This is a genomic window from Helicobacter pylori, from assembly GCF_900120335.1.
In the GTDB taxonomy this organism is placed as follows: Bacteria; Campylobacterota; Campylobacteria; order Campylobacterales; family Helicobacteraceae; genus Helicobacter; species Helicobacter pylori_BU.
Map to the genome: position 1 here is coordinate 907,313 of NZ_LT635477.1, position 24,986 is coordinate 932,298.

The 24,986-nt window shown below is 40.1% G+C and carries 22 protein-coding genes and 2 pseudogenes; 2 read left to right on the plus strand and 22 right to left on the minus strand.

The features are described 5' to 3' along the window. Positions 1–47: 47 nt before the first annotated feature. The 6 genes and pseudogenes from thiE to CS889_RS04480 all read right to left on the minus strand — a co-directional run bounded on the left by thiE (position 48) and on the right by CS889_RS04480 (position 8,062). A complete protein-coding gene (thiE, locus tag CS889_RS04455) occupies positions 48–701 on the minus strand; it encodes a thiamine phosphate synthase (RefSeq protein WP_089086955.1) in 654 nt (217 codons plus the stop codon). Further along, complete coding sequence (gene thiD, locus CS889_RS04460) at positions 694–1,503, minus strand: bifunctional hydroxymethylpyrimidine kinase/phosphomethylpyrimidine kinase (RefSeq protein WP_172825113.1); 810 nt, start codon at positions 1,501–1,503, stop codon at positions 694–696. The genes thiE and thiD overlap by 8 nt, the downstream gene beginning before the upstream one ends. Next, positions 1,500–2,279, minus strand: a complete 780-nt coding sequence (thiM, locus tag CS889_RS04465) for a hydroxyethylthiazole kinase (RefSeq protein ID WP_089086957.1) — start codon at positions 2,277–2,279, stop codon at positions 1,500–1,502. The genes thiD and thiM overlap by 4 nt, the downstream gene beginning before the upstream one ends. 92 nt (positions 2,280–2,371) lie before the next feature. Continuing rightward, positions 2,372–5,362, minus strand: coding sequence for an HsdR family type I site-specific deoxyribonuclease (locus CS889_RS04470; protein ID WP_089086958.1), 2,991 nt, complete (start codon positions 5,360–5,362; stop codon positions 2,372–2,374). 135 nt (positions 5,363–5,497) lie between these two features. Beyond that, positions 5,498–6,697 (minus strand): restriction endonuclease subunit S, encoded by a 1,200-nt coding sequence (locus tag CS889_RS04475; RefSeq protein WP_089086960.1) that lies wholly within the window; start codon positions 6,695–6,697, stop codon positions 5,498–5,500. 10 nt (positions 6,698–6,707) lie between these two features. Beyond that, positions 6,708–8,062, minus strand: a pseudogene (locus CS889_RS04480) (type I restriction-modification system subunit M). A 183-nt stretch (positions 8,063–8,245) separates the two neighbouring features. On the opposite strand from CS889_RS04480, the gene CS889_RS04490 reads away from it, so the two are divergent. Further along, positions 8,246–8,932, plus strand: a complete 687-nt coding sequence (locus tag CS889_RS04490) for a phosphatase PAP2 family protein (protein WP_089086961.1) — start codon at positions 8,246–8,248, stop codon at positions 8,930–8,932. Positions 8,933–8,940: 8 nt separating this feature from the next. Here the strand turns inward: CS889_RS04490 and CS889_RS04495 are convergent. Then, a pseudogene (locus tag CS889_RS04495) lies at positions 8,941–9,883 on the minus strand (HrgA protein). After that, complete coding sequence (locus CS889_RS04500) at positions 9,880–11,481, minus strand: ABC-F family ATP-binding cassette domain-containing protein (RefSeq protein WP_089086963.1); 1,602 nt, start codon at positions 11,479–11,481, stop codon at positions 9,880–9,882. Before CS889_RS04500 ends, CS889_RS04495 begins: the two are co-directional and overlap by 4 nt. Before the next feature lie 201 nt (positions 11,482–11,682). Between CS889_RS04500 and CS889_RS04505 the strand changes: the two genes are divergently transcribed. After that, the gene (locus tag CS889_RS04505) at positions 11,683–12,660 is read left to right on the plus strand and encodes a GMP reductase (protein ID WP_172825114.1); all 978 of its coding nucleotides are present in this window, start codon (positions 11,683–11,685) and stop codon (positions 12,658–12,660) included. Positions 12,661–12,683: 23 nt separating this feature from the next. Here CS889_RS04505 and gmhA read toward each other — a convergent pair whose 3' ends face one another. From gmhA to flgE, 14 genes are read right to left on the minus strand one after another with little or no spacing between them, the layout of a single operon-like run. Next, entirely contained in the window at positions 12,684–13,262 is a 579-nt protein-coding gene (gene gmhA / locus CS889_RS04510; protein WP_089086965.1) for a D-sedoheptulose 7-phosphate isomerase, read from the minus strand. Continuing rightward, complete coding sequence (rfaE1, locus tag CS889_RS04515; RefSeq protein WP_089086966.1) at positions 13,255–14,646, minus strand: D-glycero-beta-D-manno-heptose-7-phosphate kinase; 1,392 nt, start codon at positions 14,644–14,646, stop codon at positions 13,255–13,257. The genes gmhA and rfaE1 overlap by 8 nt, the downstream gene beginning before the upstream one ends. Beyond that, complete coding sequence (rfaD, locus tag CS889_RS04520; RefSeq protein WP_089086967.1) at positions 14,643–15,632, minus strand: ADP-glyceromanno-heptose 6-epimerase; 990 nt, start codon at positions 15,630–15,632, stop codon at positions 14,643–14,645. Before rfaD ends, rfaE1 begins: the two co-directional genes overlap by 4 nt. Before the next feature lie 9 nt (positions 15,633–15,641). Further along, a complete protein-coding gene (gene gmhB, locus CS889_RS04525; RefSeq protein WP_089086968.1) occupies positions 15,642–16,163 on the minus strand; it encodes a D-glycero-beta-D-manno-heptose 1,7-bisphosphate 7-phosphatase in 522 nt (173 codons plus the stop codon). Beyond that, entirely contained in the window at positions 16,153–16,893 is a 741-nt protein-coding gene (locus CS889_RS04530) for a sulfite exporter TauE/SafE family protein (RefSeq protein ID WP_089086969.1), read from the minus strand. Before CS889_RS04530 ends, gmhB begins: the two co-directional genes overlap by 11 nt. Then, a complete protein-coding gene (locus CS889_RS04535) occupies positions 16,884–17,555 on the minus strand; it encodes a type III pantothenate kinase (RefSeq protein ID WP_089086970.1) in 672 nt (223 codons plus the stop codon). Before CS889_RS04535 ends, CS889_RS04530 begins: the two co-directional genes overlap by 10 nt. Positions 17,556–17,559: 4 nt before the next feature. Then, positions 17,560–19,185: a plasminogen-binding protein PgbB gene (gene pgbB, locus CS889_RS04540; RefSeq protein WP_089086971.1), complete on the minus strand. Its 1,626-nt coding sequence runs from the start codon at positions 19,183–19,185 to the stop codon at positions 17,560–17,562. A gap of 4 nt (positions 19,186–19,189) precedes the next feature. Further along, positions 19,190–19,846 (minus strand): hypothetical protein, encoded by a 657-nt coding sequence (locus tag CS889_RS04545; protein WP_089086972.1) that lies wholly within the window; start codon positions 19,844–19,846, stop codon positions 19,190–19,192. After that, positions 19,843–20,280: a dUTP diphosphatase gene (dut, locus tag CS889_RS04550; protein WP_089086973.1), complete on the minus strand. Its 438-nt coding sequence runs from the start codon at positions 20,278–20,280 to the stop codon at positions 19,843–19,845. The genes CS889_RS04545 and dut overlap by 4 nt, the downstream gene beginning before the upstream one ends. Continuing rightward, positions 20,270–20,764 carry a transcription elongation factor GreA gene (greA, locus tag CS889_RS04555; RefSeq protein WP_001031332.1) on the minus strand — a complete coding sequence of 165 codons (495 nt, stop codon included), beginning with the start codon at positions 20,762–20,764 and terminating at the stop codon, positions 20,270–20,272. The genes dut and greA overlap by 11 nt, the downstream gene beginning before the upstream one ends. Before the next feature lie 40 nt (positions 20,765–20,804). After that, positions 20,805–21,887 (minus strand): lipid-A-disaccharide synthase, encoded by a 1,083-nt coding sequence (gene lpxB, locus CS889_RS04560; protein WP_089086974.1) that lies wholly within the window; start codon positions 21,885–21,887, stop codon positions 20,805–20,807. Then, the gene (gene mua, locus CS889_RS04565) at positions 21,887–22,348 is read right to left on the minus strand and encodes a nickel-binding protein Mua (RefSeq protein ID WP_089086975.1); all 462 of its coding nucleotides are present in this window, start codon (positions 22,346–22,348) and stop codon (positions 21,887–21,889) included. Before mua ends, lpxB begins: the two co-directional genes overlap by 1 nt. Positions 22,349–22,354: 6 nt before the next feature. Continuing rightward, entirely contained in the window at positions 22,355–22,708 is a 354-nt protein-coding gene (gene hypA / locus CS889_RS04570; RefSeq protein ID WP_000545269.1) for a hydrogenase/urease nickel incorporation protein HypA, read from the minus strand. Positions 22,709–22,766: 58 nt separating this feature from the next. Continuing rightward, positions 22,767–24,923, minus strand: a complete 2,157-nt coding sequence (flgE, locus tag CS889_RS04575) for a flagellar hook protein FlgE (protein ID WP_000946429.1) — start codon at positions 24,921–24,923, stop codon at positions 22,767–22,769. Between the last annotated feature and the right edge of the window lie 63 nt (positions 24,924–24,986).

Below are 24,986 nucleotides of genomic sequence, written 5' to 3' on the forward strand. Positions count from 1 at the left end.
AGCGAGACCCTCTTTTTACTTTAATCCATGCGGAATTTTAAAATCCCTCACGCTTTTTTTAAAAGTGTTTCAACCGCTAAGGCTTTATCTTTGGCTTGTGTGATCGCGCTAATGACTGCGATACCGCTGAATTTTTGTATTTTTGAAGCGTTATCTGTCGTGATGCCCCCAATCGCTATGAGGGGTTTTTTTACCCCGCTATCGTGTATTTTTTTTAAAAGATTGACGCCTACAACTTCTTTAGCGTCTTTTTTAGATGGTGTGGGGAAAATAGGGCCTACCCCTAAATAGGATACGCTGTCTAAATGGCGCACTTTTAGGACTTGCTCTAAAGTATTGACGCTCAAACCGATAAAAAGACGCTTTTGGCATAAAGTTACTACCTCTTCTATAGCCATGTCTTCTTGCCCCACATGCACGCCATCAGCCTTTAATTCTAGCGCGAGTCGCACCTCATCATTAATAATAAAAGGCGCGCCGTATTTTTTGCATAATTTTTGACACTCTAGGGCTAATCGTTTGATTTCAACAGGATCTTGTAAGGCTAAATCGCCTTTTTGGCGGAATTGAAACGCTGTGATTTTAGATTGTAAAGCTAATTCTAAAGTGTCTAAAAGCGCATTTATCCTATCGCCTTTTATATGGTAGAAATCTTGCGAACCAGCCACAAACATGAGTTTCAAACAATCCGCATCAAACATGCTTTTTGATGCTCCACAAATTCAAAGGCCCATGCCCATGCCCAATGTTTAAGGGATTTTGAATAATGATAGTTAAAAGCTCTTTAGCCTTTGTGATAGCGTTTTTTAAATCCAGCTCTTGAGCGAGTAAGCCCACAATCAAGCTAGACAAAGTGCAACCCGTGCCATGCGTGTTTTTGGTGTTGAATCGCTTGGCGTTTAAGATAAATTCAGCGTCTTCTAAAAACACCCAATCGTTGCTAAATTCTCCTTGAAAATGCTCTGTATGCCCCCCTTTAATCACAGCGTTTTTAACGCCTAAATCCCTTAAAACACCCATCGCTTTTGAAGCGCTTTTATCGTCTCGCACTTGAACGCCTGTGAGCGCATAGACTTCAGGGAGGTTAGGGGTTAATAAATTGGTTTTGGGTAAAAGGCGTTTTTTTAAGCTTAAAATCGCATCTTCTTCTAAAAGCAAAGCCCCATTTTTTGCCACCATGACCGGATCTAAAACGCACAACCCAAAATCACAAGTTTCTAAAGCGTCTGCTACGCATTCAATGATTTGAGCGTTGCATAACGCTCCCATTTTGAACGCCTTGATAGAAAAATCATCTCTAATGGCTAAGATTTGCGCTTTCACGCTCTCTACACTCAATGGATACACCCCATGCACGCCCTGTGTGTTTTGAGCGGTGATGCAAGTGATCACGCTTGTTCCAAACACGCCCAAAGTTTGAAACGCTTTCAAATCGGCCTGTATCCCAGCGCCCCCACCGCTATCGCTGCCAGCAATGCTTAAAACTTGCGGATAAACTTTCACAATACTTCCTTAATAAGGCTATTTTCTAACTCTATAGGCAAGCTTAGAGCGTCTAAAAAATAAAACAAGAACGAACCATTGGAGCCGTTATTTTCTAACGCTTTTTTTTGCGCACTGAAAGCGGCTTGTTTATAGAAAGCGCAAAGTTGCGCCATAGAATCTAAGGGGTCTTTTTTCAAACTCAAAAAACTCGCGCATGCCGCTGCATGCAAACACCCAGCCCCTGTAATTGCAGTTAAATATTCGCTCCCCCCAGTAATACTCAAAACTTTTTCCCCATCGCTCACGTAATCTATTTTGCCCGTCATTACGGCTATCACAGAATACTTTTGAGCCGCTCGTTTGACAATTTCTATAGGCGTGGCGGAAATGTTGGAATCTAACCCCTTACTTTCGCAAGAAATACCCACTAAAGAGCCTAATTCGGCGGCATTACCCCTAAGCGCGCTAACCCCTTCGCTTTCTAAAAGCTCTAAACTTGTGTCATAGCGCAGAGCACTCGCTGAACACCCCACAGGATCCAACACGATGGGTTTATCCAAAGCCTTGTAACGTTTGATCGCCTCTTTAGCGCATAAAATGGTGCGTTCATTGAGGGTGCCAATATTAATAGCGAGCGCGTCAGAAATTTTTGCTAAATCGGGCATTTCAGCGATCGCATCGCTCATTAAAGGCGATGCCCCTAAGGCTAACAAACCATTAGCCACAAATTGCGCCACCACATAATTGGTGATGTTATGCACTAAGGGGCGTTTTTGGCGTAATTCCTTTAACATAACGAACCTCCTTAAATTTTTTTTATTTTATACAAAAAATCCCTTGAGCGGCGCTGTTTTTGAAATTTAATGAAAAAGCGTTCAACAATGAACTATTTTTCATTCACCTCATCTTTTTTAACCCCATTTTTCTTAAATATAGCGCTAGTGAGATCACAAAAGCGGTGGAAAAAGCGAGAAAGGCTTGCAGCGACTCTTTCTTTCACCTCTTGATAGCGCGAATTTTTGTCAAACCTAGAGACTTTTTCTTCAATGATTTCAGGAAATTTTGTCCCACTGAAATTAATTTCACCCCCACTAAAGGCAAGCTGCATGAACGAATAGGCTTTTTCTTCATTCAAGCGGTTTTCTTCTATGATATTTTGGAATTCCTCTTCTCTTTTTTGGTGGATATAGTTTTGAAAATATTCATGGACTTCTTCATCTTTGTTGTATTTGTCAATGAAACCCATGATCAAATCTTTTTTATTCCTTAATTCTATGCTGGAGTTAAGGATTGGCTCTATTTGGGTTTTAACGCCTTGAATTTCTAGATCAGGCTCTTTAGCGTATTTTTCAATCAAAGTCAAAATGTAGTCAATATTGACTTCCACTTGCTTGATGAGTTCAATTTCAAAGATCAAATCGTCGTTAATCTCTTCTTTATCTCTCCCTTTTTCTGGTCTCATTTCATCGTAAAAATCAAGGTATTTGCTTTGATAGTCTTGAAAATCCCTTGGGTTGATGTGATCGTCTTTGTTAAAATTTTCAAAGCTGTTTAAAATATTTTCCAATTTCAAAATCTTGCCAAAAAGCTTAATAAAATCCTTTTTCTGGCTTTCTGAAATGATCGGCTCTTTTAGGGGAAACTCGGCTAAAAGCCTTCCAATCAAACCCTCATAGCCCTCGTATTCCTTATTGTTATCTGTGTAGCCTTTCAAATAATCTTCATATTTTCTTAATAGCGCAATAGACCTAGCGTCCTTCTTGCCAAAAAGCATGAGCGCGTCATTCAAATCCTGCTCTAAATCCCTGAAACACACGATATTCCCATGCGTTTTAACGCTGTCTAAAATGCGATTCGTGCGTGAAAAGGCCTGAATTAGCCCATGGTATTTCAAGTTTTTATCCACCCAAAGGGTGTTAAGCCTTGTAGCGTCAAACCCGGTAAGGAACATGTTTGCCACCAGTAAAAGATCGATTTCACGCTCTTTCATTTTTTGAGAAAGATCCTTATAATAGCTTTGGAATTTTTGATCCGAAGTGTCAAAAGAAGTTTTAAACATCCCGTTATAATCCGCAATCGCGCCCTCTAAAAAATCCCTTGAGCTTTTGTCTAGCCCACTAGCGCTTTCATTGTTTTCATCTTCTAGCGCTTCAATTTCTTCATTAGTGCTATAACTGAAAATGGTAGCGATTTTAAGGTTGTGTTTTTCTTCTTTAAAGGCTTGGTAATATTTTTTCAGCGCTTCTATACCAGAGCATGCCAGAATGGAATTGAATTTTTTATTTTTAGTGGCTTGATGGAAACGCTCTAAAATGCATTTAGCGATTTCTTTGATCCTCCTACTATCTAAAAGCGCGTTTTTTTCATCAACCGCTCTAACCTCTTTATCTTTAATACCCTCTTTAGCTTTAATGGTGTTGTGGTATTCCACTCTAAAGGGCAAAACGTTTTTATCCCTGATCGCATCAATAATGGTGTATTGGTGGAGGCATGTCCCAAATTTTTGCTCTGTCGTGCCTAATGGGTTGTTTTTATCGCAATTTTGTGCGAAAATGGGCGTGCCAGTAAAGCCAAAAAGGTGGTATTTTTTAAACGCTTTAGTGATGGCTTGATGCATGGAGCCTAACTGACTCCTGTGGCATTCATCAAAAATCATCACCACTTCTTCATTAAAAATCGCATGCCCTTTATGGGATTTAACGAATTTGTCTAATTTTTGGATCGTGGTGATAATGATTTTAGCGTTAGGGTTTTCAAGCTGTTCTTTTAAAATTTTGGTGCTTGTGTTGGAATTAGCGCAATCTTTTTGGAATTTATCGTATTCTTTCATGGTTTGATAGTCCAAATCCTTCCTGTCCACCACAAACAAAACCTTTGAAACGCCTTCTAATTCTTTAGCCAATGTTGCGCTTTTAAAGCTCGTTAAGGTTTTACCGCTCCCTGTCGTGTGCCAGATATAGCCTCCGCTCTGGCTTTTCCCATAAATTTTACTATTTTGCGCGGCTTTGATTTTTTCTAAAATCCTTTCTGCCGCCACGATTTGATAAGGCCGCATCACCAATAAAACCTCTTCGCTCGTGAAAACGCAATAGCGCGTTAAAACGTTCAAAAGGCTGCGCTTTGCAAAAAACGCCTTAGCAAAATCCATTAAATCCTCAATATTATGATTCTTGCTGTCCGCCCAATAATTCGTGAATTCAAAAGTATCGGCTTTATGGTTTTTTTGGGCTATTCTTGTGGTGTTTGAATAATATTTACTACTCGTGCCGTTACTGATAACAAAAATCTGCACAAACTCAAAAAGCCCGTCTTCAGCGCTAAAACTATCCCTTTTATAACGCTTGATCTGATTGAACGCCTCTCTGATCGCCACGCCTCTTTTTTTCAATTCCACATGCACTAAAGGCAAGCCATTCACAAGGACACTCACATCATAGCGGTTCTCATACTTCCCTTTAGCGCTGTATTGGCGGATCACTTGCAAGGCGTTTCTATGGATATTTTTCTTATCAATGATTTTAATGTTTTTGGTTTTCCCGTTCTCTAGCGTGAGATTAAAAATCGGATCTTCTTGGATTTTTCTCGTTTTAGCCTTATAGTCATCGTTTTTATTAGCGATGAATTGAAAATAAAGAGTGTCCCATTCTTTAGGCGTGAAACAATGATCATTAAGCTTTTCTAACTGCTCTTTTAAATTGTCTTTTAATTCTTCTTCTTTGTGGATTTTTTTAAATTCATAGCCTTGTTTTTGTAAAAGCGCGATAAACGCTCTTTCTAGCTCTGCTTCGCTCTCATAAGCGCTTTTCTTTTCATTACTGCTATGAAATTCCGCTACTACCGTGCTTTCATTGCTTTCTGCGATCGTTTCGTAATGCATGTTATTCCTTTTAAAAAATATTTCAAATTCATTTTATAAGGGGATAGGGGGGTATTTTGCGATAATACCCCCCTTAACCCCCTTAAGATCCCCCTAACCCCCCAAGACCGCTTTTTTAATAAAGTTATCACTTGCTTACGCAAGCTCTTTGTTATTTAGTGGGGTTAGGGGTTTGAAGGCCAATAGTTTTTCTCGGTAATATTCGTATTGTTTTTTTCTGGCTTTTATTTCAGCGGGGATACCGGCTAATAAATCGGTGGTTAAAAGTGAAAATTGATCCAAAATCTTAACGATCTCTTGTTGGATCTCTAGGGGTGGGATGGGGATTAAAAAATTTTGTAAGTCTTTGCTATAAACATGAGGAATTCCCCCTGCGCTTTTTGTTGCATGGATTGCATCTTGTTGCGTTGTAAGGTAGTGAAAAAGATATTTAGGCATTAGGGTTTTTTGTTTTGGTGAAACAGAAAAAGAGTCAGCAAGAAAAACAGGAATATCCCAATAACTAACATAGCCAGCATACACTCCAGATGAAGAAATCGCTATTGTTTCTCCGCTACGATTTGCCTCATTGTGATAATAAGCGGGTTGTCTTCCCCCCGAAATAACGGGGACTTTTCCAAAAGTTACGGCTTTTTTTGTTATTGATTTTCCTTTTTGAAAATCACACACCTCCCCCAACTTCCTAAACTCCACCCCCTTAGGCGCTAGAGTTTGGAGTAAGGTTTTCAAGCGTTTAGGGTAGGGTTTGGCGCTCATTTTGGCGTCTTTGTGGTTTGAATTAATGCCATTGAAGTCTAAAAGCATGTTTTGGTAATACTGGTATTGCTTTTTTCGCGCGTTTAATTCTGTGTTTAATTCTGTGAAAGCGTCCAAAATCTTAACGATCTCTTGTTGGATCTCTAGGGGTGGGATGGGGATGGTTAAAGTTTCAATATCTGCTTTATTGAGTGCGGGGATACCAGCACCAAATTGAGATTTCATAAGAATGGTTTGAGAATTTTTTAAAAAATAATATAAAAATTTATAATTGAGTTTTTCTGAATTTAATTCAATCGCATAACAATGAGCACCCGCCCAAAATTTTGAAGTCATGTAATTTACATAACCGGCAGAAGCACCGCCCTGACTTATGATAATCTTTGGACAATCTGTATTATATTCATTCCAATAACCAGAAGCATGAATTCCTCCATTCATGACAGGATATTCTCCATAATCCAAAAGAAGCTCTTTATTAAGTTGTTTTCCTTTAAAAATATTTATGACCTCCCCCAACTTCCTAAACTCCACCCCCTTAGGCACTAGAGTTTGGAGCAGTCGCTCTATTTTATGCATTTTGCCCCCCTTAAGCTTCTAACTCTTTGATGATAAATTCAAGGCTGTTTCGTAAAGCGCTTTGTTTTTCTACGATTTGAGAAATCTCACTATTAAGCGCTTTAATGTCAATGGCTTCTTTAGTGTCTTCTTGCTCCACATAGCGGTTCACGGAAAGGTTGTAATCGTTTTCTTTGATTTGCTCCATATTAGCTAGGGCGCAAAAGTGCTTAACCTCTTTTCTTTCAATATAGGTTTGCAAAATCTTTTCTCGGTTGCGCTCTTTGAGCTTGTTTTTCTTGCCTTCTTTGACAAATTCCTTACTCGCATCAATAAAAAGCGTGGTGTCGTCTTTTTTGTTTTTCTTAAGCACTAAAATGCAAGTAGCGATACTCGTTCCAAAAAAGAGGTTGTCTGGTAAAGCGATCACGCAGTCAATGACATTCTCTTTGAAGGGTTGGAAACGATCGCATCAAAAGGCTCATCGTCTTCATGTTTTGGGTCTAAAAGCGTGTCCCCGTGCACGATGTGGAATTTAGAGTAATTGATGTCATGCAAAAACATGTTGATGCGGCAAAGGTTGTAAGTGGTCAAATTGATTTCTTGCCCAAAATACCCTTTTGAGACATTTTTATCGCCTAACACTTTAGAAAATTGTAAGAGTAAGCTTCCGCTCCCACAGCATGGGTCATAAACTTTATTGACGCTCTCTTGGCCGTGCAGGGTGATTTTAGCGAGCAATTCGCTCACTTCTTGGGGGGTGAAAAATTCCCCTCCGCTTTTGCCGGCATTGCTCGCATACATGGCCATTAAATATTCATAAGCGTCGCCAAAAACATCAATCCCGCTTTTTAAATAATCGCCTAATTGCATGTTCCCTATGGCTTCAAGGATTTTAGTCAATTTCTCCACCCTATTTTTATGAGAGCTCCCTAATTTATTGCTATTGACATCTAAATCCGCAAACAAGCCTTTGACATTTTCTTCTGATGGAGTGCCAAGGCTGGATTTTTCTATTTCGTTAAAAATATTTTGTAGGGTTACATTGAGATCTTCGTTATTGGGCGCGTTTTTTAACACGTTACAAAATAAAGCGCTTGGCGGGATGAAAAAGCCTTTTTCTTCAATGGTTGATTTTCTTACGATTTCAGCCTCTTCATCGCTTAATGAAGCGTAATCAAAGTTAGGATCAAGCTTTCGCTCGTATTCATTGTGGTGATTAGCCATGTTTTCTGAAATGTAGCGGTAAAAAAGAATGCCTAAAACGTATTGCTTAAAATCCCAGCCATCCACTGAGCCTCTCAATTCGTTCGCCACTTTCCAAATGGTGTTGTGCAATTCGTTGCGTTCTAATGACGCTTGGTTATTGTTTGGGTTGTTTTCCATGATATAAGCCCCTTTTTTGTGTTTTTTTGATTGGCGTTTCTTGTTTGGCGTTGGGCGCGCGCCCTTTAAAGGTTTCATTATAGCAAAGAATATTATTTTTTTATTCCATGCGTTTTCTGTGCGTTTGTGGGGTAAATAAGATATAATCGCCTTTTTAAAATTCATTTTTTAAAAGGGGTTTGAATGGTATTTGACAGAACAATCAGCGTAAGAGAAAAAAAAGCGGCTAAAACGCTTGGGATTATTGGGATCGTCTTTTTTATTTTGTTTGGCATCGTAATAAGCGGGGTGGCTTTTCAAAAAGAGTGGGTGCAACAATTGGATTTATTTTTTATAGACTTGATCCGCAATCCTGCCCCCATTCAAGGGAGCGTGTGGCTTTCTTTCGTGTTTTTTAGCACATGGTTTGCGCAAAGCAAGCTCACCACCCCTATAGCCTTACTCATTGGCTTGTGGTTTGGGTTTCAAAAACGCATCGCTTTGGGGGTGTGGTTTTTCTTTAGCATCTTATTAGGTGAATTCACCTTAAAATCCCTTAAGCTTTTAGTGGCGCGCCCACGGCCTGTAACCAATGGCGAATTGGTTTTCGCGCATGGCTTTAGTTTCCCCAGCGGGCATGCTTTAGCTTCAGCGCTTTTTTATGGCTCTTTGGCGTTGCTGTTATGCTATTCTAACGCAAATGCTCGCATTAAAACGATTATTGCTGTGGTTTTGCTTTTTTGGATTTTTTTAATGGCGTATGACAGGGTTTATTTAGGGGTGCATTACCCTAGCGATGTTTTAGGAGGGTTTTTATTAGGGATTGCTTGGTCGTGCTGCTCTTTAGCGCTTTATTTAGGGTTTTTGAAACGCCCTTATAAAGCCGCTTGAAGCGTTTTTTAAAAAGAAAGTGATGGGTTAAGGGTATAACTCCTCTTTCTTTTTAACCTCATCAAATTCATCTTTATAGCGTTGTGGGTGGTTTGGATCATAATCCACAACGCTCTTTAAAAAACCGCTGAATTTTTCATTTTTTGCGCTAAGCTCTGAAGCCACGGTGTAATCAATCTTTTCTTTGTATTTAGCGTTCAATAAAATAGTGCTTTTATCCTCATCAGTCCTCAAATCAATCACGCCAATCCCAAAACTCGCATGCAAACGCTTCAACAAATCCATGAGTTGGGGGTTATGCGTATCAATATGACGGCCCACTAAATACCCCTCATTAGCCCACGAGCTGTTAGAAATCGCTTGAAAATAACACTCCCTGCAATTATGCACGCTGATTTCTTTTTTCAATTCAAAACTCACCAGTTTAACGGGTAAAGTGTCAAATTTCTTAGAAAAAGCGATTAAATTTGCATTAGACCATTCAGCGTGTAAAAACCTAACCCCCACCATGTCCGGATAAAGCCACCTGTCCATGCCTTTTGATGATTTTGAACTCTCTTCATGAAAAATGGTTTTTGTGTAGCATTTCAAATTTTCGTTATTAATAGCCATGTAAGTTAAAAAGGGGTGCAAATCCCTTTCATGCGCGATTTTAGCGCTTGGAACGCTTGGTTTTTGAGCGTTTAAGCCCAGCTCTTTAGCCGCACCTTTTAGAGCGATTAAAGTTGGTTTTTCTTGCGTTTTTTTAAAAGGCAGTTCTTCGCCCTTGTTTAAGGCTGTATAAATATAAGAACTAACGCTCTGGTGTGGGGTTTCGCCCCCACAATCAAACATGTTTTCAATCTTGCCTTTTTCAAAAAGCTCTTTAGCTTTATCATAAACCAGAGTAACCTTAATAGGTCCTGTAATTTCTAAAACGCTTTGAATGATTTCAATGTCTCGTGGTTTCATTTTTTGCTCGCTAAATACTCTTCATAACTGCCTTTAAAATCAATGATTGAAGCGCCTTTAGGGCCTGGGACTAATTCAATAATCCGGTTAGCATACGCATCAATAAGCTCTCTGTCATGGCTTATGCAAATCACTGCGCCATCAAATTTAAAGAGCGCTTCACCTAGCGCGATAATGGCTTCTAAATCCAGGTGGTTGGTTGGCTCATCTAAGACTAAGAAATTCCCCCCCTCTAGCATGAGCTTGGATAAAACCATTCGGTGTTTTTCGCCCCCGCTTAAAGCGTTCACGCATTTTTCTTGCTCTTCGCCATTAAAAAGCATCCTCCCTAAAGCGTTTCTCACCTCTGCGCTTTCAATCTTTTTATTGAAATTAAAAAGCCATTGATACAAGGTCTCTTCCCCGCTAATTTCTTCGCTCACGTTTTGAGGGAAATAGCCTTTTGAAACGGTCGCTCCCCATTTCACCACGCCCTTATCCGGCTTTAATTCTTCTACTAAAATTTTACAAAGCGTGGATTTACCCACGCCGTTTGGCCCTATGAGGGCGATTTTATCTTTAGGCATCACTTTCAAGCTCACTTGATTTAAAACCATTTGCCCATCATAACTTTTAGAGATATTTTCGCATTCTAAGGCTTCATTCCCAATGGTGCGTTTGGGTTTAAAAATAATGCTAGGATCCCTCCTACTAGATACCGCTAAACTTTGAATGTCTAATTTATCCAATTGTTTTTGGCGGCTGGTGGCTTGCTTGGCTTTAGAAGCGTTAGCGCTAAAGCGCGCGATAAATTTTTCTAGCTCTTCTTTTTCTTTGAGTTTTTTATTGCGTTCGGCTTCTTGCTGTTTAGCGATCAGAGTGGAAGCGATATACCAATCGTCATAATTCCCGCTAAATTCGCGCACGCTGTGGAAATCCAAATCCAAAATATGCGTGCATACCGCATTTAAAAAATGCCTGTCATGGCTAATGACTACCATCGTGCCTTCATGGCGTTTGAGGTTGTTTTCTAACCATTCAATGGCGTTTAAATCCAGGTTGTTCGTAGGCTCATCTAACAGCAAAATATCCGGTTTAGGGAATAAGACTTGAGCGAGAAGGATTTTAAATTTATCGCTGCTTGGCAAGGTTTTCATCAAATCGTTGTGTTTAGAGCTAGGAATGCCTAAATCTTCTAGGATTTTTTCAATCGCCACTTCGCATTCATACATGGGATCTTCTTCCACGCAAATGGTTTCTAACTCCCCTAGTCTCGCATTCACTTTATCATCGCTCAAATCGCCTTCGGTATATAAGCGCTCTTTTTCTTTGATAGCGTCATACAAACGCTTATTGCCTATCAAAACCGCATCTTTAAGGCTCAAATCTTCAAAAGCGTATTGATCCTGCCCTAAAACCCCCATTTTCATGCCGCTTGTGATGATGACTTCCCCACTGCTGCAATCAATGCTCTTGCTTAAAATCTTTAAAAAAGTGGACTTTCCTGCCCCATTAGCCCCAATCAGCCCGTAGCGTTTGTTTTTATCCAACTTGATATTCACATTTTCAAACAATTTTTTAGTCGCATAGCGTTGCGTTAAGTTGATGGTTTGCAGCATCTTGTGATTTCCTTATTTTTGTGATTAGATTATAGAAAGTTTATTGTAGCGTTTTCTTTGCAATATTGTAACCCTTGCTTATTATGGTTATTCATAAGGCCTTTGACGCCCAAAATTTGATCGAGCCTATATCATTTCCTCTTGATTTTTTATTCAAATTAAGGTAAAAATAATGTTTTAAAGCAAAAAAGGATCAAGTCATTGAAAGTATTTGATTACGAAGATGTCCAACTCATTCCTAATAAATGTATTGTGAATAGCCGTTCAGAGTGCGATACGACCGTTATTCTAGGCAAACATGCGTTTAAAATGCCCATAGTCCCAGCCAACATGCAAACAATCATCAACGAATCGATCGCAGAATTCCTAGCAGAAAATGGCTATTTCTATATCATGCACCGCTTTAATGGAGCGGCAAGAATCCCGTTTGTCAAAAAGATGAAGGAACGCCAATTAATTAGTTCGATCAGCGTTGGGGTGAAAAAGGAAGAATGTCTTTTTGTAGAAGAGTTAGCCAAACAAGGATTAACGCCAGACTATATCACGATCGATATTGCGCATGGCCATTCAAATTCTGTCATTGAAATGATCCAACGCATCAAAGCGCGTTTGCCCGAAACTTTTGTGATTGCCGGGAATGTGGGCACGCCAGAAGCGGTCCGTGAATTAGAGAACGCCGGTGCTGACGCTACGAAAGTTGGCATCGGGCCTGGGAAAGTATGTATCACTAAAATCAAAACAGGCTTTGGCACGGGTGGCTGGCAACTAGCGGCTCTTAGGTGGTGCGCTAAAGCAGCAAGAAAGCCGATTATTGCAGATGGTGGCATTCGCACGCATGGGGATATTGCAAAATCAATACGCTTTGGCGCGACAATGGTAATGATTGGCTCGCTTTTTGCAGGGCATGAAGAATCATCTGGAGAAACAAAAGTGGAAAATGGTGTCGTGTATAAGGAATATTTCGGTTCGGCATCAGAGTTCCAAAAAGGTGAAAAGAAAAATGTTGAAGGTAAGAAAATTTGGATCCAACATAAAGGATCGTTAAAAGACACGCTGGTTGAAATGCATCAAGATTTGCAATCTTCAATCTCCTACGCAGGCGGGAGAGACCTTGAAGCGATCCGAAAAGTGGATTATGTGATTGTGAAAAATTCAATTTTCAATGGGGACACAATCTAAAAAAGATCAATGAAACAATAAAGCTAATTTTTATGAGCGAAATGCCTTTCAATGCAATCGCATAAGATGTGGATCATAAGAATGTGCATTTCTTGGATTCGTGGGGTATCACCACTAGGGACAATCAACGCTATATCGCTTAAAGGCTTCATTTTCCCCCCATCACGCCCCGCTAAGCTAAGCGTTTTCATCCCTAAATCTTTGGCTTTTTCATAAGCTTTTAGGACATTTTTGGAATTACCGCTTGTAGAAATCCCTATTAAAACATCTTCTTTATTCCCTAGCGCTTCCACTTGTCTAGCGAACACTTCTTCATAGCCATAATCGTTCGCAATGGCGGTGAGAGCTGAGGTATCCGTGCTTAAACTTATCGCGCTCAAGCCTTTCCTTTCCAGTTTATAGCGCCCGGTCAATTCAGCGGCAAAATGCTGCGCGTCGCTCGCGCTCCCCCCGTTACCGCAAATAAGGATTTTCCCTTGATTTTCTAAAGTTTCTATCAAAAGATGAACGCTTTGCTTTAACGCATCTTGCAAACTTTCTAAACTTTTTTCTAACGCTTCCTTATGGGCTAAAAATTCTTTTTGAATCAAACCATCAATCATTATGTGTCCTTTTAATTTTTTCTATGATAGCACTTGTGGAATAACCTTCTTCAAATTCTATCAAACGGGTTTCTTTAGCCAACTCGCTCCCTATGACTTCCTTATTGAGGTAGTCCGCTCCCTTGACTAAAATATCAGGCTTTAGGGCTTGAATCAATTTTATGGGTGTGTCTTCTTCAAACACCACAACATAATCCACGCAAGACAAACTCGCCAAAAGAAACGCCCTGTCTTTTTCGCTCACTATGGGGCGTTTATCCCCCTTAAGCCTTTTAATGGAATTATCGCTATTTAACCCCACAACAAGAATATCCCCTAAAGCTTTAGCCTTTTGCAAATAGCTCGCATGCCCTTTATGGAGGAGGTCAAAACAGCCATTGGTGAAAACGATTTTTTGCTGGTTGCGCTCTAAAGTTTCTAACAGCTTTTCTAAAGGGAGGATTTTAGGGTGCGTTTGGTTCAAAATCAAAGCGATTTCTTCCAAACTCGCTAACGCACTCCCCATTTTACCCACCACCACCGCCGCAGCCGCATTGGCAAACTCGCAAGCATCTTTTAGGCTCTTTGATTCTAATAAAGAAAGCGTTAAAGACGCTATCACCGTATCGCCTGCCCCCGTTACATCATAAACTTCTTTAGCGATAGTGGGGCAATTGACTAACTCGCCTTTTTCTAAAAAAGCGATGCCTTGTTCGCTCAAAGTTACTAAAGGCATGGCGATTTGATAAGTTTCTTTTAAAATTTGGAGCGCTTTTGATAAATTCGCATGGCTGTCTAATTTCAAATGGAGCGCTTGCTCTAATTCAGCGCGATTAGGCGTGATCAAACTCGCATGGGAATATTTGCTATAATCCTTCCCTTTAGGGTCGCATAAAATGAGCTTGTGGTGTTGGTTGGCCAGAGTGATCATTTTTTGAGTGAGTTCAAAATCCAACACGCCCTTATTGTAATCTGAAAGGATCACGCCGTCTATTTCTTGGATTTTTTCTGTGAAAAAATCTAAAAGTTTTTTTCTTAAATCAGCGTTTAAGGGGTCTTTGATTTCCTTATCCACGCGCGCGATTTGCTGGTTTTGCGCGATGATGCGCATCTTAAGCGTGGTGCAACGGGTTTTATCTATCAAAATACCTGAAGCGTCAATCCCTCTTGCTTTTAAAGCGCTAATGAAATGCTTGCCCTCTAAATCATCGCCCACTACCCCACATAAAAAGACTTTAGCTTTTAAAGAGGTAAGGTTATTAGCCACATTGGCCGCTCCGCCTAAATTCTTGCTCTCTTTTTTGACTTCTAAAACAGGCACAGGGGCTTCAGGCGAAAGGCGTTCGCTCTTCCCCCACAGATAATAATCAGCGATCAGATCGCCTATGACTAAAATTTTTTTCATGCGTGTTGTTCTTTGAAAATCGCATGGATATGGGGCAAATAATCCTTAATACCGCTTTCTAAATCGTATAAAGGGGTGTAATCTAAATCTAAAATAGTGGGTTCAATGTGCGCTTGGGTGTGCTTTTGGAAAAAAGTATAAGGGTTTTTAATATAGCTCACTTTAAAATCCCCTAAATGCTCTTTTAAAATGCTAACGATTTCATTATAACTCCTGGCTTGCGAATAACCCACATTATAAACCCCGCTTTTTTGAGCCTTCATCGCTTTCACATTCGCTTGGATCACATCTTCAATATAGACAAAATCCCTTAATTGTTCGCCAAATTCAAAAAGCTTGACTTCCTTAAACGCCATCGCGCTTAAAGCGAGCTGCAAAACCATGGAAGCGGTTTTTTCTTTATAAAATTCCCTAGGCCCATAGACATTGAAATACCTTAAGCCCACAACATTATCGCTTGAATGCGAAAGGACAAATTCGTCCATGCAAAGCTTGGAAAAGCCATAAACGTTTTCAGGGCTTTCGTTTGAGCCTACTATATTGGGGGCTTTGGTGTTGCCATAAACGCCCGCTGAAGAAGCGTAAATCACTTTAGCTTTTTTTGATCGAGCGATTTCTAAAAGGTTTAAAAAAGCCTGATAATTGGTTTTCATCACTAATTCTTGATTGAGCATGGTCGTATCAGAGACAGCCGCTTGGTGGAACAAATAATCAAAATGCAACTTTTCTAAACGCCTTAAATCTAAGGGGTTATTAATATCAGCGGTAATCACTTCGCCCTTGAAACCGATTAAATTCTTAAAATGCCCTAAAGAACTCGGGCGGTTATTACTAGAGAGCGTGTTACTGCGGAATTTATCCAAAATTACCACTTTAGCCTTAGGGTGGTTCTCTTGAAAATAAAAGGCCAGATTACTGCCCACAAAGCCAGCCCCACCGGTGATTAAAATGGTTTGATTTTCTAATCCATCATCAATATAACGCATGATTTATCCTTATTTAATCCGATCAATCATCTCTTTAAGATCTTTGCATTGTATCCAAGAATGAGGAGTTTTTAAAGGGTTTTGAGTGAGCAAAAGGTTATTTTTAACTTTAGCGTTCAAGCCGGCTAGCATGTCGCTCTCCTTATCGCCTATCATAAAAGATCGCTCCAAACAAATTTGATGCTCTTTAGCGGCTTGTAAAATCAAAGAGGGTTTTGGCTTCCTGCAAGCGCAATTTTCTTCTGGGGCGTGCCTACAAAAATAGACGCCATCCAAATTAAAACCTAATTCTTTGAGCAAGCTTTCTTGGAGGTATTCGGTGAGATTTTCAAAGTCTTTAAGGGTGTAATAGCCCCGGTTGATCCCGGATTGGTTGGTGATTAAAAGCAGTTTGTAGCCTAAAGATTTCGCATGCTTTAACAATTCAAAAATCCCTTTTTGAAACTCAAAATCTTCTTTTTGACTCACATAACCTTTATCAATATTGATAATGCCGTCTCTGTCCAAAAAAAGGGCTTTGTTAGTGTTCATGCGAATGCGCTCCTTTATGATCATGCTGAGTAGTGCTGTTTTGATGGTGCATCGCATGGGGTGTTTGGTGGCTAATGAGCATGATCCCCATATAAAGGACATAAAGCCCAAAAACCCCCATTAAACCTTTAGACAAAAGATTGAAAAATTTCCTATAAAATGTAGAAATTTTGCTTAAAAAAATCCCCATTAAAAACAACGGCACGCTAGTGCCAAGCCCAAAAGAAAGGCCCAGCATCGCTCCCATAAACGCGCTATGACTGAGAATCACGCTCGCTAAAAACGAATACACCATCATGCAAGGCAAAAACCCGTTCAACACGCCCAAGAAATACAGCCCCAGAACGTTTTGAGATTGCAAGGTTTTTTTCATCAAAAAAGAGATGAAAGGAATGGAAAAGCTTAATTTTTCCGCTTTAGCTCCCAAGAGCGCTAAAAGGATTAAAACAATCCCCATGCTCATCAATAAAACGCCCCTAAAACCCATGCTCACGCTAAGACTATGCCCTAAACCTGCCGTTATAGCCCCTAAAAGCATGTAGGTGCTGATCCTCCCCACATTATAGAGGGCATGGCAAGCGATCTGGTAAGAAAAGCTTGTAACTTTAGAAAACCTTATTTGACTAAACGCGCTCACAATCCCCCCACACATGCCCACACAATGCCCTAAGGACATGCTCAAAGCGGCTAAAAACATGCCCAAAAAACTCAAATGGTGCATCATTTGCATTCTAGTATCCCTGCTTTTTTAAGAGCGATTTCCATCCCGTCAAAAACCAAACGCTCCTTGCAAACAGAATGAGGTAAAAACGCGCTCAAATATTTCGCATCGCCCCCACAAAGATAGATTTTTTGATCTTTAGCTAAATGTTGGATACAAGAGATGATACTCAAAATCATGCCGTAATTCACAGCGTCTCTAGTGTTTTTGGGTAAAACTTCTAAAGAATCTAAGGCTTTGAAAGGTTGCTCCAAGATTTTAGCGCTTTTTTTATACGCATGAATATATTGGGCTAAACCGGGCAAAATACACCCTCCTAAATGCTTGCCCTCTTTGACTAAATCTATCGTAATCGCGCTCCCCGCATCCACTATAACCCCATTAGCCACCGCTAAACACGCCATTTGCCGGTCTATCCCAAGCCCTATATAGTCGGTTTCTAAATGAAAAAACCCTGCGATATTTTTAGCGTTAGGGTAACAATTCAAAAGGGCTTTTTCATTTTCTTCATTCACGCTAACGTAAAAGATTTCCTTTTGAAGACCCAAACGCTTTAAATCTTCTTTAGCGCTTGAAAAGAGCTGGTAGTTTTGCACGAAATGGATGCGCGTGTTGCCTATATCGCATAAAATCAAGTCTTTTAAATCCTTAAAAGATTGCCTAGCTGGCATAGGCCTACTTCTTATTCATTTCTAAAGCTTTTCTTCTTTCTTCAAGCTCTTTTTCATCTCTTTCTTGATGCTCTCTCGCTCTTTGTTCAAATTCCCTCGCTCTTTGTTCGGCTTTGGCTTTTTTCTTTTCTTCTTTCAAGCGGCGTTTTTCTTCTTTAGAATTTGGTTTTGGCGCTTCTTTTTTAGCGGCGTTTTCTTTTGAAATAGGAGCGTTTTGTTTTTCTTGATTTTCTTTTACGCCTTGTTGGGTGGCGTTATTTTGATCCTTAATAGGCTCAGGCCTTCTGGTTTTAACTTCCTCTTCTTCAAACCCGCTATTTTTTGGCTTAACTTTATTTTCTTCTAAAGGCTGTTTGTTTTCTTTAGCTTTATGCCTTTCTTGCAAATAAATAGGAGCGTTCCCTTTTTCGCCTTTTTGAGATGGTTTGAATCCAGCGGCATGGGGGTAAAGTTTCGGTTTAAAATCATTGTAATCTAAATAATAGCGGTCATAATACACCCGATTTTTGTCATAAAACACCCCTTTATCCAAACGATTGGATGAAAAAAACTTAAAACTGCCTATAGTTGGCGTTTTATAGACATTATACGAATCAAAATCATTCAAATCCACCTCTATCACATACCCACGTTTTTCTAAAGAATACAATTTATTGTTATTCAATACAATCGTATTGAGCGAAGCAAAGGGTAGTTTCACGCTGTTTAATTCCCTTAAACTCTTATCCATTTGCAAAATCTGCCCGTCTAGCGTGAGCACGTATAAAGTCCCCTTATCATAAAGCAAGTCTATAATATCCCCATCATAGTTGAACTCTTGACCGCTCACCACTGATAAAATCCGTTTTCCCGTAGAAGCGATCATGTTATTGCCATCTACGATAAGGTAAGTGATGTTGTTGAAAAACTTATCGCTGCTGATAACAATGTTTCTAATAGGCGTGGGGTTTCCATGTACATAATCCACGACCAACAAGCGCCCATCTAGCATAGGGAACACCACGACCGTATCCATAAAAATAGGCATCGCCATTAAAGAATTGATCGTGGTGCTCGGGGAACCTTTCTCGCTAAAAAGCAATTTTTGAGAAGTGATGTCGTATAAATTCGCTGAATTGTCCGCTAACACCACCGCTAAAAGATTCCCTTTAACGCTCGCGCTCAAGGCAAAAGTTTCCAAAGGAATGATGATAGATTGTTGGCTGGCGTTAGGGTTATTGCTAATCAATTCCACTTGATGACAGACTTTATCTTGGACTTCCGCTTCAACGCCCTTTAATTTCAATTCCGTTTCTTCAGTCTTAGCCACCTTTCTTTTGCTTGTTTTTTTATCAATCTTGTTCAAACAATCTTGCGCAAGGATGAAAAACCCCTGACTCTCATTTAAAAAACTGCTTTCATAATTGAAATTCTTACCGATTCTTAGCTGCGTTAAACCTTTATCGCCTATAACCGCCCCATTTTTCAAAATGGCTCCATAACGATTAGACGAAACGATACTCTCTTGCAAATGGTTAGGGAAATACGCTTCGCCTTTAACTTGGTGTTTAGCGGGTTTGAAGTATTTTTTCATGTTACAGCCGCTAAAGACAATTAGGGCTATGAGTGAGATTAAAAATGGTTTATTCATCAAATCAATGCGTTCCTTGAATAGTTTCTTTCTTTAGATTAGTTGGTTTGGAAGGGTTTTGCTGAATATATTCTAACATTCCATAGTGTTTTAGAACAGAGATTATAGCATAGAGTGAAGAACTTAGAGGGATAGTGGATAAAATTTGATGCGCTTTTTTGATCGCGTCTTTAGAATTTTCTCCATACAACAAATTCACTTCTTGTAAAGCGCTCATTTCTTTAAGAATGGGGCTTTTTTCAAGCAAGTTTTTATCTTGAGAGAGCGATGCGTAAGAATATTGTGCAAAAGTTTTAACGATTTCATTAGAAGATTGCGAAAGTTTTTTAAACGCGTCTGCATCGTTACGCTCGCCCGCTCTAGCGAATTGATACAAGTCATACAACTCTGGGGCGACTTCTTTCAATCTTTTTTGCAAGGCTATATTATTAGGACTCTCTAGAACTTCATTATAAATTTGAGTGATCCGCTCTTTAGTTTGCTCGCGTTTATAATCTTGTAATTTTGTATCCCCTAAATAAGCGATAAAAGCCACGATAATAAACAACAACACCCACTTGTAGCGTTTGAAAAACTTTTCTAATCTAAACGCCCCCTCTAAAAGCTTTTCATCGCTTTTGAACTCGCTTTTAACCTGCTCTAAATTTTCCTTAATACTCATGCCTTGCTCACTCCCGTGCTGCCAAAACCTCCGCTCCCCCTTGAAGTTTCATCTAATTGTTCGCATTCTATAAATTCGGCTTTATAAGTTTTTTGAACCACCCCTTGAGCGATCCTATCCCCTACCTGAACTTTAAAATCTTTATCGCTCAAATTCGCTAAAATCACCTTAATTTCGCCCCTATAATCATTATCCACCGTGCCAGGGGAATTTAACACCATCACCTGATGGTTCAAAGCCAAACCGCTACGGGTACGCACCTGCAATTCATACCCCACTTCTAAAGACAAACAAATCCCTATTTTCACCAACCCCACGCCATGAGGTTTGATCGTTACTTCTTCTACAGCGTGCAAATCAAAGCCTGAAGAGCCTTCAGTTTGGTATTCAGGGATAAGGGCGTTCGGGTGGATTTTTTGGATTTTAATTTTCATCAAAACAAATCTCTTTATAGTAAATGTCTAAAATTTCAAAATCGCTCTCGCCATTGGGTAATTGAATGCTCACCGCATCGCCCTTACTCTTGCCTATCAAACTCTTAGCGATCGGCGAACCAAAAGAGATTAACCCTTTAGCCGGATCGCTCTCCACGCTCCCTACTATCGTGTAAGAAAACTCTTTATCGTTGTCTAAATTAAGAATTTTAATCGTGCTGCCAAAACTCACTTTATTATGGGCTAAAGCGCTCGGATCAATCACTTGAGCGTTAGAAATGATCTCGCTTAAATCCACGATCCTCGCTTCAATGAAGCGTTGTTTTTCTTTAGCGGCATGGTATTCAGCGTTTTCTTTCAAATCCCCATGCCCTCTAGCAATATCAATTTCTTTCACGATATTAGGCCGTTCCACCTCTTTTAATTGCTTCAATTCCGCGCAAATCTTATTGTATCCATGCATGCTCATAGGTTCTTTATTCATTTAATCTCCTAAGCTTATTCAGTAGAGATTATAGTAAAAATTAAGTTAAATTCAGCAAAAAAGCCATTTCGTTAGCGATCTTTTTTGTGCTCCCATGTTTTAAATATTCCCTTAATCTCAAACTTTCTTTAAAATAGCGTTCCCTATCCATTTCTTCATACGCTTTTAACAAACCCTCTACGCTCAAAAAATGCTGGATCAATTCTGGGTGCAATTGGCTTTCCCCAAGCCCTGGAGTTTCATCATTTAAGGCGTTATAAAAAATGTTAGCGAGTCCTATATAATGCAAATTGACCAACATTCTAGCGATCAAGAAATCCATTGTTTTAGCCCTATACGCTAACGCAAAAGGCGTGCCAATCAAAGCGGCCTCTAAAGTCGCTGTTCCGCTGCAAATGAACGCAAACTCTGCTTCAAACAAACTCTTGTGCGCATCATAAGAAATTTCAAATAGTTTGATGTCTTCTCCATAAAGGGCTTTCAAATCCAACCCCTTAAAGAAACTCGGCACGACTAACACACGCCTTTTAAACCCTTCGTTTTGTTCTAAAATTTGAGCCGCTTTGACAAACAAAGGGAACATTTTAGCGATTTCGCTTTTCCTACTCCCTGGCATAAACACCAGAGTTTCGCCCTTAATATCTTTTTTATAATATTTAATTTCATCTAATAAAGGGTGTCCCACATATTGGGCTTTTTTTTGGTAATAGCTCACTTCAAAAGGCAAAATCGCTCCCAAAAAATCGCAGTATTTTTCAAGGCTTTTAGCGCGCCATTTTTTCCATGCCCAAACTTGCGGTAAAATATAATACATGATTTTCTTATGCGGATCTTGTTTTTTGATTTTTTTGGCTAGGGGGATATTGAAAGAAGAAGAATCCATTAAAAGCACCATGTCCGCTTGTTTGGCTAATTGAACCATTTCTTTATGGGCTTTGAGTAAAAACCCCAAACGGCCTATCACATCTCTAAAACCCATGACAGAAAATTCCCTAGGGCTATAGAGCGCGTCTTCCCCTTCAAACACCCCAATGAAACGATAATCTTTGGGTAAATTGCACCGTAATTCCTCTAAATGCACATTAGAGCTCGCTTCTAAAGCGCTCACTAAAATCGTGGGCATTATTTGTCTTTCAAAAGGTTTTGGACTTGATAGAGCTTGATTTCTTTGTGCAAATCCCTCAATTCAATTTTGAGCAACGAATTTTCAAAATCTTTTTTAGAAAGATGGTTTTTTAAAAGCCTGTTTTCGCGCAAAACGCTGCGGTATTGCAAGTAAAGCCCTTCATTGAATAAACGCTTACATGGTTTTGCCATGATAACCTGATTATCACTAGTGAAAACCTCCACTTCTTCAAGGGCTTTAGGGAAAATCACATCCTCTTCTGTATTTTGCGTTTCTTTGTTTAAGCGGGAATTTTCTTTTTCTAATTTCTTTTGATAGATTTCTTGCTTCAAACCTTTTAAAATGCTCTTTTTCTTACGCAAGATTTCTTGGACTTGCTTCAATTCCAAACGGATTTTTTTTAAAACTCCTCTAGTGTCTTCAATTTCTTGCTGGTAAGCGTTCAATTCTTCTTGCATCGGTTTTTATTCCGCTAACATTTCTAAAGACAACAAACGCATTTCATTGCCTTGAGTGATAATGACATTCTTGCTGTGGCATTTCTCACACACCCCATAATCTAGGGCGTTAGGCTTAAAGACATGCGAACAATCCTTGCATTCCAATTCAACCTTTTCATCCACGATGTCTAAAATAGCGTCTTTACACACCAAAGATTCTTCTCTAAAAGTCTCAAACGCGCTCACGAACAAGCTCTTATCCATAGCACTTCTTTCACCAATACCGACCACAACTCTTTCAATCTTATGGGCTTTATTTTTCTTCGCATGCTCTTCGCAAAGAGCGATTAAAGAAGAAACGACCGAGTATTCATGCATACTAAACCTTAATCTTTAAATTAGCCCCTATTATATTGTATTAGAGTAATCCTTTGGTTTATTGCTTGAGATTCAATAGGGTGTTAAGGATTTGATCGGATGTGGTTACCGCTTTAGAGTTCGCTTGAAACCCCCTTTGAACCACAATCAAATTCGTTAAACTCCGGCTCAAATCCACATTACTGGACTCTAGTTTAGATCCTGAAATAGAGCCTCTGCGCCCCGTATTAGCCGCGCCGATTAAGGCTTGCCCAGAGTTTCCGGTTTGAGAAAAGACATTCCCACCTAAAGCCTGTAAGCCCGCATCGTTAGCGAAATTCGCTAAAGCCACTTGAGCGAGTGCTAAAGTCCTGCCATTACTGAACGCTCCTAAAAGCACCCCGTCTGAATCAAAACGGACATCCATCAAATCACCCGCTTGATAGCCGTTTTGCTCAATCGCATAAGTTTCAGAAATCTTATCCACGCTTGTCAATCCGTCAAAGCTCCCTGAGGAACCAAAGGCCAAATTGATGCGTTGGGGGGCATCAGCACCATTTTTAGGGTCAAATTGCAAAAGAGGCGGGTTCATGCCCGCAAGCGATCCGTCGTTATTAAAATGCAAACGGCCCCCTTCAAACACATTAGGCCTAGCCGCTGACCCCCCTACTAATTCCCCAGGCTCAGGCACGATCACTCTAAAATTCCATTCCGCTCCCCCACTCCTATAAAACTCAATGCGCATGGCGTGTTTAGTGCCTAAGCTGTCTATCACATCAATGCTTGTCGCATGGGTAGCGTGGGTGAATTTAGAACTGCTCGCTGACGCTCCTCCTTCAATCAAAGAAGCGGTATTAAGCCCTTTCATGGCGTTTTTAAACAAAACATTGTTCGTTACGCTGTCTGAAGAATACCCGCTCACAAAGATATTGAGATTTTCTTTAATGACGTTTTTATTGTCTTTATTGTTGATTTCAAACATGCCGTATTGGTTGATTGTAACCCCTATAGAAGCGGCTGAATCTTGATAATTGTCCGCTAAGCTAGGATCTTTTACGATATTAGCGTCATGCTGGATTAAGGCACGCAAGTCTTCAGTGGTCCTAAACTGCCCAATATCCGCATTAGGGCTAATAGAATGCGTATAACTGTATTTAAAAGCCGTTACGTCTTTATCGCCGTCTAAAAAGTTAGCGAACGCCCCGGTCCCAGCTTGAGTGACCACAATGTTTTTAAGCTTTTCATCGCCGTCTAATTCATTGGTGTTTTCCAAACGCAATTGCTTGCCGTCCAAATAAGCTTCAATCCCTGTTTGGCTTTTGACCGCATTGATCGCATTTTTAGCCGCCACTAAGCTTGAAGTCCTGCTCACCGCTGAATCGTTCGTGAAAGAAATCTTAACCCCATTCAACTCAAGCGTGCTGTTTTCTGCAGAAGGGAGGATGTCTTTGACCATTTTCGCGCTTTTATAGCTCACCCAAATCCCTTGGTTTTCATTCAATAAAAGAGCGTCGCCATCTTCATTGTATAAAGATCCCATGTCTTCGGCGACTTGAGCTAGATTCGTGCCTGAATCATACACCGGATTAATGCCATCTGAAGGGGTTTTGGCTGAAGAATCCAAAGCGAATACCGCCGCTGTTTGATCCGCATGCCTTCCAGCGTTTAAATTCGCTCTCATAGAAATGCGGTTACTCGCTCTGGCTGGCATCACCATTCCAGGATCAATTCTAATGTTTTCTAAAGGGCCGGTGTTATCCACTTTTAAAGCGTCCGTATCGCTCCCTTTATTGCCGGTATCGCTCCCGTTTCTCACCCACCCTTGCACCACAAGCCCGCCGGTGGTAACCAAACTCCCTTGCGAGTCAAAAAGAAACTCCCCATCTCTGGTAAAATTGCGCGTGATCCCCCTATCAGGGCTAATGATAAAAAAGCCATCGCCTTGAATCGCTAGATCGGTTTTGACATCTGTGTTTTGGATATTGCCTTGTGAAAAGATTTTAGTCGTCGCATCCACGCCTACCCCAAGCCCTACGGAAAAGTCATTCTGCCCTGCTAACCCGTTTTTATAGGGCGCGGTAGCGATGAGTTTGACTTGAGAGAGCATATCCACAAAAGAAGCCCTAGAATATTTAAACCCAGTGGTATTCACATTAGCAATATTGTTACTCTCAATATCCAAAGCGATTTGGTGGGCTTGCATCCCATTGACACCAGACCATAAAGACCTAAGCATGGTTATCCTTTAATTTAAAGAAATTCAATCTATGCAAAATAAAGCAAAAGTTGTTCCTAAATG